The sequence below is a fragment of the Stenotrophomonas maltophilia group sp. Smal32 genome (assembly GCF_030237085.1).
Lineage (GTDB): Bacteria > Pseudomonadota > Gammaproteobacteria > Xanthomonadales > Xanthomonadaceae > Stenotrophomonas > Stenotrophomonas maltophilia_Q.
Map to the genome: position 1 here is coordinate 1 of NZ_JASJSI010000023.1, position 15,617 is coordinate 15,617.

The 15,617-nt window shown below is 66.4% G+C and carries 14 protein-coding genes and 1 tRNA gene; 7 read left to right on the plus strand and 8 right to left on the minus strand.

What is annotated here, in order from left to right; genetic code table 11:
• Positions 1-229 precede the first annotated feature (229 nt).
• Entirely contained in the window at positions 230-931 is a 702-nt protein-coding gene (locus QRO91_RS07890) for an alpha/beta fold hydrolase (protein ID WP_197619499.1), read from the plus strand.
• Here the strand turns inward: QRO91_RS07890 and QRO91_RS07895 are convergent.
• Complete coding sequence (locus tag QRO91_RS07895; protein ID WP_197619384.1) at positions 894-1,670, minus strand: YdcF family protein; 777 nt, start codon at positions 1,668-1,670, stop codon at positions 894-896. The genes QRO91_RS07890 and QRO91_RS07895 overlap by 38 nt on opposite strands.
• Before the next feature lie 39 nt (positions 1,671-1,709).
• Here QRO91_RS07895 and QRO91_RS07900 point away from each other — a divergent pair, with 39 nt between their 5' ends.
• From QRO91_RS07900 to QRO91_RS07910, 3 genes are all read left to right on the plus strand, one after another.
• The gene (locus QRO91_RS07900; protein WP_157804702.1) at positions 1,710-1,877 is read left to right on the plus strand and encodes a hypothetical protein; all 168 of its coding nucleotides are present in this window, start codon (positions 1,710-1,712) and stop codon (positions 1,875-1,877) included.
• Between the two features lie 180 nt (positions 1,878-2,057).
• Complete coding sequence (locus QRO91_RS07905; RefSeq protein ID WP_285310358.1) at positions 2,058-2,372, plus strand: hypothetical protein; 315 nt, start codon at positions 2,058-2,060, stop codon at positions 2,370-2,372.
• 12 nt (positions 2,373-2,384) lie between these two features.
• Positions 2,385-4,130: an ATP-binding protein gene (locus QRO91_RS07910; RefSeq protein ID WP_197619386.1), complete on the plus strand. Its 1,746-nt coding sequence runs from the start codon at positions 2,385-2,387 to the stop codon at positions 4,128-4,130.
• A 68-nt stretch (positions 4,131-4,198) separates the two neighbouring features.
• Here the strand turns inward: QRO91_RS07910 and dkgB are convergent, their stop codons facing one another.
• Positions 4,199-5,008: a 2,5-didehydrogluconate reductase DkgB gene (gene dkgB, locus QRO91_RS07915; RefSeq protein WP_010482282.1), complete on the minus strand. Its 810-nt coding sequence runs from the start codon at positions 5,006-5,008 to the stop codon at positions 4,199-4,201.
• Positions 5,009-5,094: 86 nt separating this feature from the next.
• Complete coding sequence (locus QRO91_RS07920) at positions 5,095-6,309, minus strand: MFS transporter (RefSeq protein ID WP_197632927.1); 1,215 nt, start codon at positions 6,307-6,309, stop codon at positions 5,095-5,097.
• A 105-nt stretch (positions 6,310-6,414) separates the two neighbouring features.
• Between QRO91_RS07920 and QRO91_RS07925 the strand changes: the two genes are divergently transcribed.
• The gene (locus QRO91_RS07925) at positions 6,415-7,317 is read left to right on the plus strand and encodes a LysR family transcriptional regulator (RefSeq protein ID WP_049426727.1); all 903 of its coding nucleotides are present in this window, start codon (positions 6,415-6,417) and stop codon (positions 7,315-7,317) included.
• Between the two features lie 91 nt (positions 7,318-7,408).
• On the opposite strand, the gene QRO91_RS07930 is transcribed toward QRO91_RS07925, so the two are convergent.
• Positions 7,409-9,529 (minus strand): methyl-accepting chemotaxis protein, encoded by a 2,121-nt coding sequence (locus tag QRO91_RS07930; RefSeq protein WP_100443717.1) that lies wholly within the window; start codon positions 9,527-9,529, stop codon positions 7,409-7,411.
• Between the two features lie 184 nt (positions 9,530-9,713).
• Here QRO91_RS07930 and QRO91_RS07935 point away from each other — a divergent pair, with 184 nt between their 5' ends.
• Both QRO91_RS07935 and QRO91_RS07940 read left to right on the plus strand, forming a co-directional pair.
• The gene (locus QRO91_RS07935) at positions 9,714-10,169 is read left to right on the plus strand and encodes an Rrf2 family transcriptional regulator (RefSeq protein ID WP_197650633.1); all 456 of its coding nucleotides are present in this window, start codon (positions 9,714-9,716) and stop codon (positions 10,167-10,169) included.
• Positions 10,159-11,064 carry an NAD(P)/FAD-dependent oxidoreductase gene (locus QRO91_RS07940; protein ID WP_049427223.1) on the plus strand — a complete coding sequence of 302 codons (906 nt, stop codon included), beginning with the start codon at positions 10,159-10,161 and terminating at the stop codon, positions 11,062-11,064. Before QRO91_RS07935 ends, QRO91_RS07940 begins: the two co-directional genes overlap by 11 nt.
• Before the next feature lie 109 nt (positions 11,065-11,173).
• On the opposite strand, the gene QRO91_RS07945 is transcribed toward QRO91_RS07940, so the two are convergent.
• The 4 genes from QRO91_RS07945 to QRO91_RS07960 all read right to left on the minus strand — a co-directional run bounded on the left by QRO91_RS07945 (position 11,174) and on the right by QRO91_RS07960 (position 15,601).
• Complete coding sequence (locus tag QRO91_RS07945) at positions 11,174-12,394, minus strand: RtcB family protein (protein WP_049427222.1); 1,221 nt, start codon at positions 12,392-12,394, stop codon at positions 11,174-11,176.
• A gap of 56 nt (positions 12,395-12,450) precedes the next feature.
• Entirely contained in the window at positions 12,451-13,575 is a 1,125-nt protein-coding gene (locus QRO91_RS07950) for a slipin family protein (protein WP_049427220.1), read from the minus strand.
• Between the two features lie 355 nt (positions 13,576-13,930).
• Positions 13,931-14,001: transfer RNA gene (locus QRO91_RS07955), tRNA-Gln, on the minus strand.
• Positions 14,002-14,644: 643 nt separating this feature from the next.
• A complete protein-coding gene (locus QRO91_RS07960; RefSeq protein WP_197650635.1) occupies positions 14,645-15,601 on the minus strand; it encodes an aldo/keto reductase in 957 nt (318 codons plus the stop codon).
• Positions 15,602-15,617 lie beyond the last annotated feature (16 nt).

Here is a 15,617-nt window from a genome sequence, read left to right on the forward strand (position 1 = left end):
TAGCCGCCCCCGCCGCAGTTAATAGCCGGTGGGGTGGCAGGCGCTGGCAGATAAGTTTTAAACGCGCGGGTTTGGGGGGGCGGGGGGGGGGGCCGGTGGGGGGGGGGGGGTTTTGCGGGGGGGCGGCGGGGCGGGCGGGGGGGGCGCGGGGGCGCGCGGGCCGCGACTCTACAGCGCAATCGCCCGTTGCGGCATGGTTCTGTCACCGCACCAGCGCGACAATACCCGCATGACCGAACGTATTCCCCTGTTGCTGCTGCCCGGCCTGCTCAACGACGCCGAGCTGTGGCGCGCACAGCTGGCCGACCTGGCCGACATCGCCGATTGCACCGTAGGTGACCAGACCCGTGGCGAGACCCTGCAGGCAGTGGCCGAGGATGTGCTGGCACAGGCACCGGAGCGCTTCGCCCTGGCCGGTTTCTCGCTGGGTGGCTTCGTCGCCCAGCAGATCCTGCGCATCGCCCCGGAACGCGTACTGCAGCTGGCGCTGGTTGATACCTCGATCCACGCCGACTCACCGGAGCGCGCCGAGCAGCGCCGCAGCCAGCGCGCCAGCGTACGCCTGCCGGGCAGGTTCCATGGCTTCGGCGATACGCTGATGCGCAGCTACATCGATGCCTCGCGGCTGGACGATTACGTGCTGGTGCAGCGCGTGCGCGACATGACCGCCCGCCTGGGTTCGGAAGTGTTCCTGCGCCAGAGCGCGCTGGAACGCCGCGACGGCCATGACGTGCTGGCCGGCTACCGTGATCCGCTGTTGATCATCTGTGGTGCCAATGATCGCATCACGCCGCTGGCAGTGAGCGAGGAAATGCATGCGTTGGTGCCGCATTCGCAGCTGGTGGTGGTGGCCGATTGCGGTCACCTGGCCCCGATGGAAAAGCCGGACGAGGTCAGTGCGGCGATGCGTGGGTGGCTGTCTGTGGATTGAAGGGGATCGGTGGCATCGGCGGTTCGTTCCACCCCAGTCTGTTGTAGGCGTGGTAACGAATCACGCCGATACGTTCGTGCAACATCACCTCGGCCAGCAGCAGGTTGAAGGTCGAGGGGAGCCAGCCGGGCGTGGCGCGTAGTCGGTCGCTGGGCAGGCCTTCGGCAATCACGCCGAAATGCTGGAAATAAAGCAGGCTTCGCCTGAGGTGAAGACCCGAGGTCACGATCACCACGCGCGATGGATCGTGGCGGAGCATCGCGCTGCTGTTCCGGGCGTTCTCCCAGGTGTTGGCGCTGGCGTCCTCCTGCTCGATGCGATCCCTCGGCACACCCAGACGGGCCAGCTCGCGCGCGTAGACGTAGGCCTCGCTGGTCTTACGGTTTCTTGAGGCACCTCCGCTCACGATCACCCTGCAGATCTCGTACTTCCGCTGGCAGAGCAGATAGCGCTGCGCCGTCACCAGCAATCGGCTGTACCCCGCCAGTCCCGGGCTGGAGCCCTCGGGATGGTGCTCGATGCCACCGCCCAGCAGCACGATCGTTGTCTTCGGCCGATCTGCAGGTGTCGTGAACGCAGGGCTGGCCTGGGCCCGGTCGAGCATCCATTGCGTGATCGGGCCCGTTGCACTGGACAAGGCCATGAAGGGCAGCACCGACAGGAGCGCCGCGGTGCGGAATCGGCGTGAGGCGATCAGTGCAGCACATGCCAGCAGAAGAAGAAGGATGAACACCAGCACAGTGCACCTCAGGAAAGATTGAATGGATTCCGATGGCGCATGGCCGTCGTTGCATGGATGCTGGATGCCATGGATCTGAAACGACTGTCACCCTTCTTGAGAGTGAGCGTCATCCTTGCCGGAATATTGCTTGGAATAGCGCTGGGATACGTGCTTTCCAGGCATTTCCCCGGGTTGGCCGCGCTCATTCACGAGCGGATGCAGTAGTTCTTGCGGAGGATCGGTTGTCGCAAATGGCCTTGCACTAAGTCGTTTCTGGCCGCGAGCGATCGGCGGCAACAGGTCGAATGCGACACGGGGCGGAGGCAGATGCACACAACCGAACGGATGGATGAACCGGAAATCCCAGCGGCCGGGAGCGTTGGTCCAGAGCTCGGACCGCATTCAATGCTGCGGATGATTGCAGCGATGTCGCCACGCGAGCTTCCGCGCTTTGTCTCTGCATTGGACGAAGCGATTTCGCGGTGGACGAGCGAGGCTGTGAGTGCGCCTTGCGGCGATCCGGATGCGGAACTGACGCGCCTGCATGCGCTCAAGAGCATCACCTCGGCGCTGGGCAGCCCGATGATCGCCAAAGCCTGCGATGACCTGGGTGAGTGCGTTCGATCGGGGGCGACGGTGGAGCACATACGTCGGCGCTCCCAAAGGGTGGCGGCCGCCGCGCAGCGTCTTCTGCAACGTTCCATCGTTCCTCACAGCTGAAGGAATCCAGCCATGTCCAATGCCCGCTCTGGCCTGCTCGAGCCTGGCCCCGACGCCCTGCTCCAGGCGGCCCGCTCACTGGAGATGAATCGACTCGCATTGTTGCTGTCCTGCCTGCAGGAGCCGAGGGCCAGTCTGTTCAGGGTGGTATTGCAGGCGCTGACGGTGTTGTGGTGCTGGCTCTGGATGGATGGACCGCAACCCGTGCTGGCCAACGATGCGGCGAGGGTGTTGCCCGCGTCCATTGCGCTGCTTTTCGCTTCCGTGGCATGGGCGGCGTGGGTGAATCTGTACAAGGACCGCGGTGTGGCATGGCGCGACGCGGCGGGCCTGCTTCTGAGCCTGATGATGGTCACCGTGCAGGTCGATGCGGCCTTCATTCTTCTGATGACGCTCAATGCAACCTTGCCTTTCCTCGTGATCGCAGCGACAACGGTCTACGGGCGGAAGGCAATGGCTCCGGCCATCGCTGCGGCGACGCTGGGCCTGCTGTGGGCTGCGCCCGAGGGTTACTGGACCTCGCGGCCGGCGTACCTGGCGTACGCCTTGGCGCTGACTGTCCTGCTGCCTGCCGTCGTCGCCACCATGGTCGCTGCCATGCGCGATATCGCACTGCGTGCCGTCGCCTCGCGTGAGGCCCAGGGGCGGTTCGTGGGAACGATGAGCCACGAACTGAGAACTCCCCTGAACGCCATCATCAACGGCATCCAGTTGCTGGACATGGAGACCGCCACGGCGGCCCGGCGCGGCGCACTTGCGATGGTGGCCCGTCAGGCGAGAGCGCTGCGGCATCGCATTGACGATGTCCTTGATGTGGCGAGTATCGAGGGTGGAAAGCTGCGGCTTCGTCCCCAGCCCTGTTCGTTGGCGGCCACGCTCGATGCAATGCAGGAAAGCTGCGCAGCGGCCGCTGCAGAGAAGGGCGTGTTGCTGACGGTCGATGAGTGCGATCCTGCGGTGTGGATGCTGGCCGATGCGGGCCGCATCGAACAGGTGATCAGCAATCTCGTCTGCAACGGGATCAAGTTCAGCCCGATGGGTGGGGAAACCCGAGTGCGTGTTGATTGCACCCGAATCGATGAGCAATGGCAGGTGCGTGTCATCGTCTCCGATTCCGGCCGCGGCATTGACGAGAGCGATCAGGAATCGATCTTCTCGCCGTTTGTGCAGGTGAGCGAGGGGGATGCACGTTGCGAGCAGGGGGTTGGGCTTGGGCTCTACATCGTGCGGCTGATTTCCGATGCCATGGGCGCGACGATCGAGGTGGGTCGCAGTGCGTGGGGCGGTGCCTCGTTCACGTGGCGCTTCACTGCTCCCGCCATCATCGGCGAGGCATCGTCACCGTCGCTTGAGGAGGTTTTCAAGGCGCATTCGAGATCGGTGCGATCCCTGCATTGCCTGCTGTTCGAAGATGTGGAGACCAACCGGCAGGTGGTCGAGCGGTTGATGGAATGCGCGGGCCATCGGCTGAGTTGCCGGAACGACGGGCGCGATGCGCAGGCTGCGATGGCCTCGCTTGCGCCGGACGTGGTGCTGCTGGACCTTCATATGCCGGGTTGCAGCGGTTGGGACGTACTTGAAGCGATCGGCTCCAGAACGGAAGATCCGCCCATCCTGGTGATGAGTGCGGACACGCGTCTGCAGGTCATCGAGAGGGCGCGTTCAATGGGCGCTGCCGGCTTCCTGTGCAAACCGTTGGACGTGCACGAGGTGCTGCGGATGCTGCATGAGGTGGGGTCCCGGGGATCCATTCAGTAGAGCCGAGCCATGCTCGGCTCCAGGGATACGGCAGCCGAGCGTGGGCTCGGCTCTACAACAACAGGGCCTCAATCCCAGGCCGGCGCAATGCCTTCCGGATTGGCCAGGCGGTGCCCACGATCCAGCTTGGCGATCTGTGCCATGTCTTCGTCGGTCAGGCGGATAGCGGCCGCTTCCAGGTTGCTGGCCAGGTTCTCGCGCTTGGTCGAAGATGGAATGACCGAGAAGCCCTGCTGCAGGGCCCAGGCCAGTGCGATCTGCGCGGGCGTCGCCTGGTGCCGGCCGGCAATGGCCTGGATCACCGGGTCCTTGATCACCTCGCCATAGGCCAGGCTCATGTAGGCGGTGATGTGGATGCCGTTGTCCTGCAGGAACTTCACCAGCAGGCGGTTCTGCAGGTACGGATGGATCTCGATCTGGTTGGTGGCGATCGCATCGGCGCCGAGGATCTCGATCGCCTTGCGGGTCTGGGCGATGGTGAAGTTGGAGATACCGATCGCCCTGGTCAGCCCCTGCGCCTTGGCTTCGGCCAGCGCCGGCAGGTACTCCTCCATCGGCACGTCGACCTTGTCGTTCGGCGAGGGCCAATGGATCAGCGCCAGGTCGACGCGGTCGGTGCGCAGCTTTTCGAGGCTGGTACGCAGGCTGGCCAGCAGCGCATCGTGCTTGAACTCGGAGATCCACACCTTGGTGGTGAGGTACAGATCATCACGCGGCACGCCGGACTCGGCGATGGCCTGGCCGACTTCGGCTTCGTTGCCATAGATCTGCGCGGTATCGACGGCGCGGTAGCCGACATCCAGTGCATTGCGCACCGAATCGATCACGGTCTGGTCCTTCAGGCGGAAGGTACCAAGGCCAAAGGCGGGAACAGTCATTGAAAGCTCCAAGGGGGGAGGGAGTTGCAAGGGAAAGAGGGTAGGACAGGTGCCGTATGCATGCCGGCAACGCTGCATTGCATGGATCAGTGCGCGGCCACGGCGATGCCGTCGGCACGATCATCGATGCCATCACGACGGTCCAGGCGCCCGCTGAGCACGGTCAGCGCATAGGCGGCCAGTACCACCAGCGCGCCGAGCCACGGCGTGTGCATCAGGCCGACGTGCTCCACCACCAGGCCACCCAGCGAGGCGCCCAGCGCGATGCCGATGTTGAAGGCGGCAATGTTCAAGCCCGAGGCCACGTCGGTGGCCTGCGGTGCATAGCGCTGCGCCTGCTTGACCACATAGACCTGCAGGCCGGGCACGTTGCCGAATGCCACCGCGCCCAGCGCCAGCACCGTCAGCAGCATCAGCCAGATGTTCCAGGCGGTGAAGGTGAGCACGAACAGTACGACCGCCAGCAGGGCGAAGATGCGCTTCAGCGCGGGCACCGGGCCCATGCGGTCGGCCATGCGGCCGCCCCACAGGTTGCCGATCGCCACCGACACGCCGTACACCAGCAACACCAGGCTGACCGCGTTGGCCGAGAAACCGGTGACGTCCTGCAGGATCGGCGCCAGGTAGGTGAAGGCCAGGAAGGTGCCGCCATAACCCAGCGTGGTCATCGCATAGACCAGCAGCAGGCGTGGCTGGGCCAGCACGGCCATCTGCTGGCGGAAGCTGGACGGCGCGCTCTGCGGCACGCTGCGCGGCACGAACAGCAGCGCGCCCAGCAGCGCGATCACGCCGAGCCCGGCCACGGCCAGGAAGGTGGCGCGCCAGCCCAGGTGCTGGCCGATGAAGGTGCCCAGCGGTACGCCGGTCACCAGTGCCACGGTCAGGCCGGTGAACATGATGGCGATGGCACTGGCCGCCTTCTCCTTCGGTACCACCGCAGTGGCGATGATTGAACCGATCGAGAAGAACACGCCATGTGCCAGGCCGGTGAGGATGCGCGCGGCGATCAGCGAGGTGTAGCCCGGCGCCAGGAAGGCGATGACGTTGCCGAGCGTGAACAGCACCATCAGCGCCACCAGCAGGGTCTTGCGCGGCACGCGGCCGGTCAGCGCGGTCAGCACCGGCGCACCGATCGCCACGCCCAGCGCGTACAGCGAGACCAGCAGGCCGGCCGAGGGCAGGCTGACCTGCAGGTCGGCGGCGATGGTTGGAATCAGGCCGACGATGACGAACTCGGTGGTGCCGATGGCGAAGGCACCGAGGGTCAGGGCCAGCAGGGCGAGGGGAATGCCACGGATCATGGCAGGCTCCAGAGGGAAGGAAGGCGCGCAGTGTGCGCGTCGAACCTTTGCCTAAACACCCATCTTCACGCCAATCACTCTTGCCGCGTGGTCAATAATGGCGCCATGAAAACCACCCTCGATGAAATGCAGGCGTTCCTGGCGGTGATCGACAGCGGTTCGATCAGTGCCGCGGCCGAGCAGCTGGGGCAGACGCCCTCCGGCGTCAGCCGTGCGCTGGGGCGGCTGGAGGACAAGCTGGGTACCACCCTGCTGACCCGCACCACGCGCCGCCTGCACCTGACTGCCGAAGGCGAGGCCTACCTGCGCCATGCGCGGGCGATCATCGACGCGGTGGAATCAGCCGAGGAGCAGATGGCGGCGCGCCGCGAACGCCCGGCCGGACGCCTGCGCGTGGATGCGGCGATGCCGTTCGTGCTGCATGTGATCGCGCCGCTGGTCGCCGGCTATCGTGCGCGCTATCCGGAAGTACAGCTGGAGCTGAACAGCTCCGAGCGCTACATCGACCTGCTGGAACGGCGCACCGACCTGGCGATCCGGATTGGTCCGCTGGCCGATTCCACCCTGCATGCCCGACCGCTGGGCCGCTGCCAGCTGCGCCTGGTGGCGAGCCCGGCCTACCTGGCCGCACATGGCGAACCGGCCAGCGTGGCGGCGCTGGGCCAGCACACCCTGCTCAGCTTCAACGAGCCGGAATCGCTGAATCACTGGCCGCTGCCGGGCGATGCCGATGGCCTGCTGCGGGTGCGCCCGGACATCGCGGTGTCCAGCGGCGAGACGTTGCGCCGGCTGGCGGTGGAAGGGGTGGGCATCACCTGCCTGTCCGACTTCGTGACCGACCGCGACCGCGCCGCCGGCACCTTGGTGCCGGTGCTGGCGGCACAGACGCTGGACGTGTACCAGCCGATCCATGCGGTGTATTACCGCAACACCGCAGTATCGGCGCGGATCAGCTCGTTCCTGGATTACCTGGGTGAAGCGATGGCGCGGAGCGATTACCTGCGTTGAGGTGCGCCGAGCGCAGGCTCGGCTCTACAGAGCCCGGAACGATTGACGGCCCGGTGTAGAGCCGAGCCCACGCTCGGCTGCCTGCAAAGGATCAGGCTGCGCGCGCCAGCGCATCCTTCGCTGCGGCGGTGGTCGACAGATCAAACACATCCACCGCATCGATCAATCGGTTCGCCTGCTGTTCCAGGCTGCGTGCGGCGGCACTGGCTTCTTCCACCAGCGCCGCATTCTGCTGGGTGGTGCCATCCATCTGGATCACCGTCTGGCTGACCTGTTCGATGCCTGCGCTCTGTTCCTGCGAGGCCGCGGAAATCTCGGCCATGATGTCGGTCACGCGCTGCACCGACGCCACGATCTCGGCCATGGTGTCGCCGGCCTCGCGCACGCGCTGTGCGCCGAGGCCGACCTGTTCCACCGAGGCCTCGATCAGCGCCTTGATCTCCTTGGCGGCACCGGCCGAGCGCTGTGCCAGCGTGCGCACTTCGCTGGCCACCACGGCGAAGCCGCGACCCTGCTCACCGGCGCGTGCCGCTTCAACCGCCGCGTTCAGCGCCAGGATGTTGGTCTGGAACGCGATGCCATCGATCACGCTGATGATCTCGGCGATCCGCCTCGACGAGGTCTCGATCGCGCCCATCGTCGCCACCACCTGGCCGACCACGCTGCCGCCCTGCGAGGCGACCGTGTGCGCGCCGATGGCCAGCTGGTTGGCCTGGCGCGCATGCTCGGCGTTCTGGCGCACGGTGGAGGTCAGTTCCTCCATCGAGGCAGCGGTCTCTTCCAGATTGGCCGCCTGCTGCTCGGTACGGCGCGACAGGTCATTGTTGCCGGCGGCGATCTCTGCGGCGGCGGTGTGGATGTTGCCGGAGGCGTGCTTGATGTCGGTGACGATGGTCGCCAGCTGCGCGGCGGTGGTGTTGGCGTCACCGGCGATGCGCGCGAACACGCCCTGGAAATCACCGTGCATGCGTGCGCCGAGGCGGCCGTCGGCTATCGCGCGCAGCATGCTGGAAACCTCGCCCAGGTTCAGCTCGGTGGTCTGCATCAGACGGTTGAGGCCATCGACCATCGCGCGGAAATCATGCTCGAAGCGTGCGCTGTCGCCGCGCTGGCTGAAGTCACCGGCGGCAGCGGCTTCGGCCAGGCGGCGGATCTCGCCGTTGATCACGCCGAGATTAGCCTTGGCCGTATCCAGTGCGTTGGTGATCACGGCCTTCTCGCCGGGCAGGCGTTCCATGTCCTGGCTGAGGTCGCCGACGGCATAGCGGCCCATGATCGAGATCGCGCGCATCTTCACCTGGATATGTGCGTCGACCAGCGTGTTGCAGTCGGCCACCATGGTGCCGAAGGCGCCGGGGAACGCGCTGGCGTCCATGCGATGGCTGATGGTGCCGGCCTCGTGTGCCTGTGCCATCGCAGTCTGCGCATCCAGCACGCCGCGCAGCGTGGACTGCACCGCCTGCATGGCTTGCGCGAGGCGTCCAATCTCGTCGCGGCTGCGCACCTGCACCACGTGCTGCAGGTCGCCGGCGGCCACCGCGCGGGCGGCGGCTTCCACCGCCAGCACCGGCTGCACCACCGCGCGTCGCAGCCACCAGGCCAGGCCCATCAGCAGCAGCACGGCGGCCAGCACGGTCAACGAGGCACACAGCAGCAGGGTCTGCCGCGCCTGCTGCGACCGTGCCGCCACGGCCGTCTCCGCCACCTGCGTGGCATGCGTGCTCAGTGCATCCAGTGCCGTAGCCACCGGGCGATCCTTGCCGCGCACGAGGTTGTCGCCGGCGGCGGGATCGTAGCCGGCCTCCGCAAACGCCTGCAGGGCGGCGTGGTAGTCCTTCTGCAGCTGTGTGTGCAGGCCGATGAAGGCCTGTGCCAGTTCACGCGTACGCGCGTCCGGACTGGCTGTGAGGCTCTTGGCCAGCTGCTCGACCAGGCGGCCCTCGCTGTCGAAGGCGTCCAGATGGCGCTGGCGCAGCGCGTCGTCGTGGCCGCGCAGCAGCACGTTCTTCCATTCCTGCACCTGGCCGCGGAACTCGCGCTGCAGGCGTTCGGCGTCGCGGCTGTGCGCGACTTCGGGCGGAACCTCGGTGGAAAGCTTCAACCAGGCGGAGGCCAGGCCCGCCAGAGCGCACAGCAGGACCACGGCAAGACCAACGGAAACCGCGCCGAGCAGCTTGGACTGCAGGCGCGGAGCACGGACAGACGCATTCATGGGGAGGGACTCTCGGGAAGGGGCGATTCGGTATCGACCGGTGCCACTTCTCTCTGAAGTGCGACTTGGATCACATTCCCGTTTCGTTTAGTGATGTGAAGGAGATATTTCATAGGACAAATGTGTCCATATGGAACGAAAGAAGACCCTCGACAGAGGATTTAAATGTAACTATAGTTGTTACATGAAATCCGCGAATCCCCTTTCCGACGCCCTGCACGTGATGGCGCATCTGGTCGGCCATGCCGCCCCGCGCACCTCCGAGCAGCTGGCGTCGTGCCTGCCGACCCATCCGGTGGTGATCCGCCGCCTGCTGGCACAGCTGCACAAGGCCGACCTGGTGCGCAGCACCCGTGGTCATGGCGGCGGCAGCCAGCTGGCCCGCGATGCCGCAGCGATCACCCTGCACGACATCTATCTGGCGGTGGGAGCGCCGCCGCTGGTGCAGGTCGGTACCCGCGACGCCAGCGGCGGCTGCCCGATCCAGCAGCTGGTCAACAGCGCCCTGCTGGAGGGCGCGCGCGAGGCACAACGGATGCTTGAACAGCGATTGCAAGCGACCACGCTGGACCAGCTCGGCGCCGACTTCGCCCGCCATCTCGCCCATCACCGTTCCCTGGAAGGTCCGCATGAATCCTGATGTGCTCATCGTCGGCGGCAGCTATGCCGGCATTGCCGCCGGCCTGATCCTGGCCCGTGCCCGTCGCCCGGTTACGGTCATCGATGCCGGTTCGCCGCGCAACCGTTTCGCCAGTCATTCGCACGGGGTGCTCGGGCTGGATGGCATCAGTGGCGCCGAGCTGCTGAAGACCGCGCGCCAGCAGCTGCTGGACTACCCCACGGTGCGTTGGGTGCATGCCGAAGCCGTGCAGGCCACCGCCAGCGCTGAAGGCGTGGAACTGCGTACCGCCGATGGCCAGGTCCTGGCCGCACGCAAGCTGCTGCTGGCCAGTGGCATCGCCGACCAGCTGCCGGACCTGCCGGGGCTGGCCGAGCGCTGGGGCAGTACCGTGCTGCATTGTCCCTACTGCCATGGCTACGAAGTGGGTGGTGGCGCCATCGGCCTGCTTGGTGGTCACCCGATGTCCGCCAGCAAGGCGCCGCTGTTCGCCGATTGGGGAAATGTCACCTTCTTCAGCCAAGGCCTGCCGATCACCGATGAGGAGCAGGCCGCCATGCAGCAGCGCGGCGTGCAGATCGAGACCGCGCCGGTGGTGGGCGTGCAGGGTGACCAGCCGACCTGGCTGGAAGTGGAGTTGGCCGATGGCCGCCGCATCGCCCAGCGTGCGCTGTTCGTACCGGCCACCCAGGCGATGGCCACGCCGCTGGTGCAGCAGCTCGGTTGCACCTTGGTCGAGAGCCCGCTGGGGGTGCTGATCGAGGTCGACATGATGAAGCAGACCTCGGTGCCGAACGTGTATGCCGCAGGCGATGCGACGACGGTCGGCAACATCACGTTGGCCGCTGCCGAAGGCGTGCGTGCGGGCATTGGTGTGCACCATGCGCTGGTGGGCGAGGACAGCGTGCCGCGTTGATCGCTGCGCCGGTAGCTGCCGACCTTGCCCGGCGCCGTTCGATCCACGCATGGCGTGGATCTACCGCAATCGAGCGCGGTGGGTGCCGGCCCTGGCCGGCACCGTTCCATCATCCCTTCACGCACAGCACCTGCCGCAGCGTGTGCACCACGTCCACCAGGTCCAGCTGGGCGGCCATTACATCATCGATCGACTTGTACGCCGCCGGTGACTCGTCCAGCACGCCGCTGTCCTTGCGGCATTCCACATGCGCGGTGGCCTCGCGGTGCTGGGCCAGCGTGATCTGCTGGCGTGCAGCGCCACGGCTCATCACCCGGCCGGCACCGTGGCTGCAGCTGTGGAAGCTGTCCGCGTTGCCCTTGCCGCGCACGATGTAGCTGCGCGTGCCCATGCTGCCGGGAATGATGCCCAGCTCGCCCTCGCGCGCACTGACCGCGCCCTTGCGCGTCACCAGCAGTTCCTGGCCGTGGTGCGTCTCCTTCTGCACGTAGTTGTGGTGGCAGTTCACCGCCATCGCCGCCAGCTGGAACTTCGGCAAGCGGTGGCGCATCTCGGCCAGCACGCGCGACATCATCGCCTCGCGGTTCTGCCGGGCGTAGTCCTGCGCCCACGACACGGCTTCGACGTAATCATCGAACAGCGGCTCGCCTTCCATGAAGAACGCCAGGTCCTTGTCCGGCAGGTGGAAGCCGAGCACGCGCCGTGCCAGCTCCTCGCGCGCCTTTTCGATGAAGTAGGTGCCGATCAGGTTGCCGGTGCCGCGCGAGCCGCTGTGCAGCATCACCCACACCGTATCCGTCTCGTCCAGGCACAGTTCGATGAAGTGGTTGCCACCGCCCAGCGTTCCCAGCTGACGGTCGAGCTTGTCGGTGCGGATCCTGCGGTGCCTGTCCTTGATCTTCTCCAGCCCGGCGGCCAGCCCGGACTGCACCAACCGGGTGTGGATGCTGTCGGGCATGCGCTGGTGCTCGCCGCCGCGCCCGTTGCCGACCGGGATGCTGCGCTCGATGCTGTTGCGCAGCTGCCGCAGGTCATCGGGCAGGTCGTTGGCGCGCAGTGTGGTGCGCACGGCGGCCATGCCACAGCCGATGTCGACGCCGACCGCGGCCGGAATGATCGCGCCACGGGTCGGGATCACCGAGCCCACGGTCGCGCCCTTGCCCAGGTGCACGTCCGGCATCACTGCCACCCACGGCCCGACGAACGGGATCGCAGCGATGTTGCGCAGCTGCTCATGCGCCTGCGCTTCCAGCGGAACGCCGTTGACCCAGCCCTTGATCGGCGTGGTGCCCTGGGCGTGCAGCCATTGATAGTTGTGTTGAGTGTCCATGTCTTCGTGTATGTCCTTGATGGGCCGGCGGCGCGTCCCTGCGCCGCCGCTACCCCCTACCTGATCGTCACCAGCTGCTTCAGCACGCCATCCAGGCCGCCGAACACGGTGAGCTTGTCGATCTTCTCGGTGACCTTCTCCAGCGCCTCCAGCTCCTTCAAGCGCATCAGCACCGGGTTGTCCTCGATCAGCTTTGCGGTGTTGAGCTGCGAACGCGTGGCATTGGCCTCCTCGCGGCGGCGGATCACGCTGGCCTGGGCCTGCTTCTCGGCCAGCACCACGCCGTTGAGGATCTCCTTCATCTCGCCCGGCAGGATCACGTCCTTGATGCCCACGCCAAGCAGACGTACACCGTGGCCCTCGATCGCGGCCTGCACATGGGCGGCGATCTCACCGTCCAGTGCCGCCTTGTCACCCAGCAGCTCGTCCAGGCTGCGCACGGCAATCGCCTGGCGCAGGCCGAACTGCAGCTGCCGATAGATGAACTCATCAGCATTGCTGAGCGAGCGGTGTGCCCGCACCGGGTCGACCACCTGCACGGTCGCGGCCAGGTTCACCCGCAGGGTCACCTTGTCGCGGCTGAGCAGCTCCTGGCCGGATACGTCCAGCGAACGCGCACGCAGCTCCACACGCTCCACCGACACGTTGCCGTTGAAGTTCCAGAACGCGTGCAGGCCGGCGTCCAGCGTCTGCCGCAGCGTGCCATCGATGAACAGCAGGCCCACCGACTCGCTCGGCACGGTGCTGATCACCGCCACACGCGGCAGCACGCCCAGCTGGCCCAGCCGCTGCTGCACGTCCGCCGGGACGCGCGGCTCGTCACCGAGTGCCATCACGCGCACCTGAGTGTCGACAGAACCGCGCCAGTACAGGCGGCGGCTGCCCGGCGGCAGCACCTCGTCGATGCGGCCGTTGCGCAGCAGCAGGCCGACCTCGCCGGCACCGACGTTGGCCAGCACGAAGTGCGTGTCCAGCGTCGCGCCCAGCGCTTCGATCAGGCTGTCCTGGTCGCTGCCGGAGTAGGCCGCGCCCTTCGATGCGTTGTGGATGTCCACCTGTGGGCGGCCGCCGAACAGCGACAGGCGGTGCACACCCGGCAGCAGGATCTGCTGGAAACGACGGTTGCGATACACCAGGCCGCGCTCGCCGTCGCCGATCACGACCTTGATGGTCCAGAACATGGGAGTCTCTCCTTGTATGGCTCTGGTGGTTCGACCCGTTGCGGATGAATCGCCAGGACCCGGGTCGATCAGGTCGTGGCGAGGCCGCGTGCACACCACGTGCAGGCAGCGGAAGAGGGCGGCCATCGGCGGACGGTCCACGCGCGGAGCCTTCGGTGCACCGGCAGTGCTGCCGTCGTCGTTCCCGGCAGGCAGCACCGGGGCGGAACGTGGCTGGCATTGACGGCGGGCCGAGGCCCGGCGTGCGGTCCGTTGCCCTTCCTGTAACGCCCGAAGGCGTTCGCAGGACCGGCGACGATGGCCGCTGGGGCGTGCGCCCCGGGTGTTGCTTTACGTCATGACGTGGAAGGTCATGTGGTTGGAGTGGGAGTCGAACCCACGACAGACGGAATCAGGGTCCGTTGCTCTACCCGACTGAGCTATCCAGTGGTGAACCGCGCGGAATCGAACCGCGTGCCGGCGAACCGGCGCCTGCCTCCAGCAGGCGATCCAGGCGATGGCATGTCCGCGACCTCCGGCATACGCCACGGCAATGCCGCGCGCACCAGCCCGTGGTTGAAACGGGACCGTTGGTAGTCGAGGGTGCAGGCCACCGACATTATCGCGAGCGATAATGTTTGGGTGCGATGCAGATAATGTCCAGGCGTTGCCGTGCACGCGGAGAAAATCCTCCGGTGGGGCGGAAAAACCTGGGTCAGTGAGCGGCGGGTTGCCGCGTGGGGTGCAGTTCTGGCATCGCGGGTCCTTGCGCCGACGCAAATGAAAACGCCCCCGGGACTTGCGTTCCGAGGGCGTCGTCAGGCCTCGGAGATCGGGGTGGCCGATCTCCGCAGGGCGGGTATCAGGCCGTTGTCAGCTGGACTTCCTTGCAGAACGCGCGCGCCAGCACGTCCATGCGCAGGCATGGCAGCAGTTTGGCGATGGCGACGGAATGCGCGTTCAAGGGAAGTTTCCAGTGGTTGTTGAAACGAGGTGCGCACGATAAACCACGATTTAGTCGTGCGCAACTATTTTGTTCAATTATTTTCTTCGCTGTTGTGCAATGCCGGCCAGCGGCCGGCACTGCAACTCAGGCTTCCGTGCTGGCGGCATCCAGCTGCGCGACATCCTGCACGCTCAACGACACGTTCGCCGCCGCCAGCAGATCGTGCAGCTGTTCGACGCTGGTAGCGCTGACGATCGGCGCGGTGATCGACGGCCGTGCGATCTGCCAGGCCAGTGCGATCTGCGCAGCGCTGGCGCCGTGCTTGCTGGCCACGTCATCCAGCGCCTGCAGGATGCGCAGGCCGCGCGGGTTCAGATAGCGCTTCACTACTGTCTCGCCACGCGCCGGGCTCTTGGCCGCATCAGCCGGCGTGCGGTACTTGCCGCTGAGGAAGCCACTGGCCAGGGCGTAGTAACCGATCACGCCGATCTGTTCGCGCTGCACCAGCGGTTCCAGTTCCTTCTCGTAGCCGGCGCGGTCGTACAGGTTGTACTCCGGCTGCAGGGTTTCGTAACGCGGCAGCTTGTAGTCGGTGGAGACCTTCAGCGCGTCGGCCAGGCGCGTGGCGCTGTAGTTGGAGGCGCCGATGGCGCGTACCTTGCCGGCTTCGATCAGGCGTCCGAACGCAGCCAGCGTGGCTTCCAGCGGCGTCGACTCGTCATCCTCGTGGGCCTGGTAAAGATCGATGACGTCGGTCTGCAGGCGGCGCAGCGAATCCTCGACCGCCGCAGTGATGTTGTCCGGGGTCAGGCCGGGACGCTCGGCCCACTTGGCCACCTTGGTCGCCAGCACCACCTTGTCGCGCTTGCCGCTGCGGGCGAACCACTTGCCGATCAGCGCTTCCGATTCGCCGCCGGCATTGCCGGGTACCCAGGCCGAATACACATCGGCGGTATCGACCAGGTTGAAGCCGGCATCGACGAAGGCATCGAGCAGGGCGAAGCTGGCCTTCTCATCGGCGCTCCAGCCGAACACGTTGCCACCGAAGGCGAGCGGACGTACATGCAGGCCGGAACGGCCCAGTTCGCGGGTTGCCGTCATGGGCACGGACTCCTTG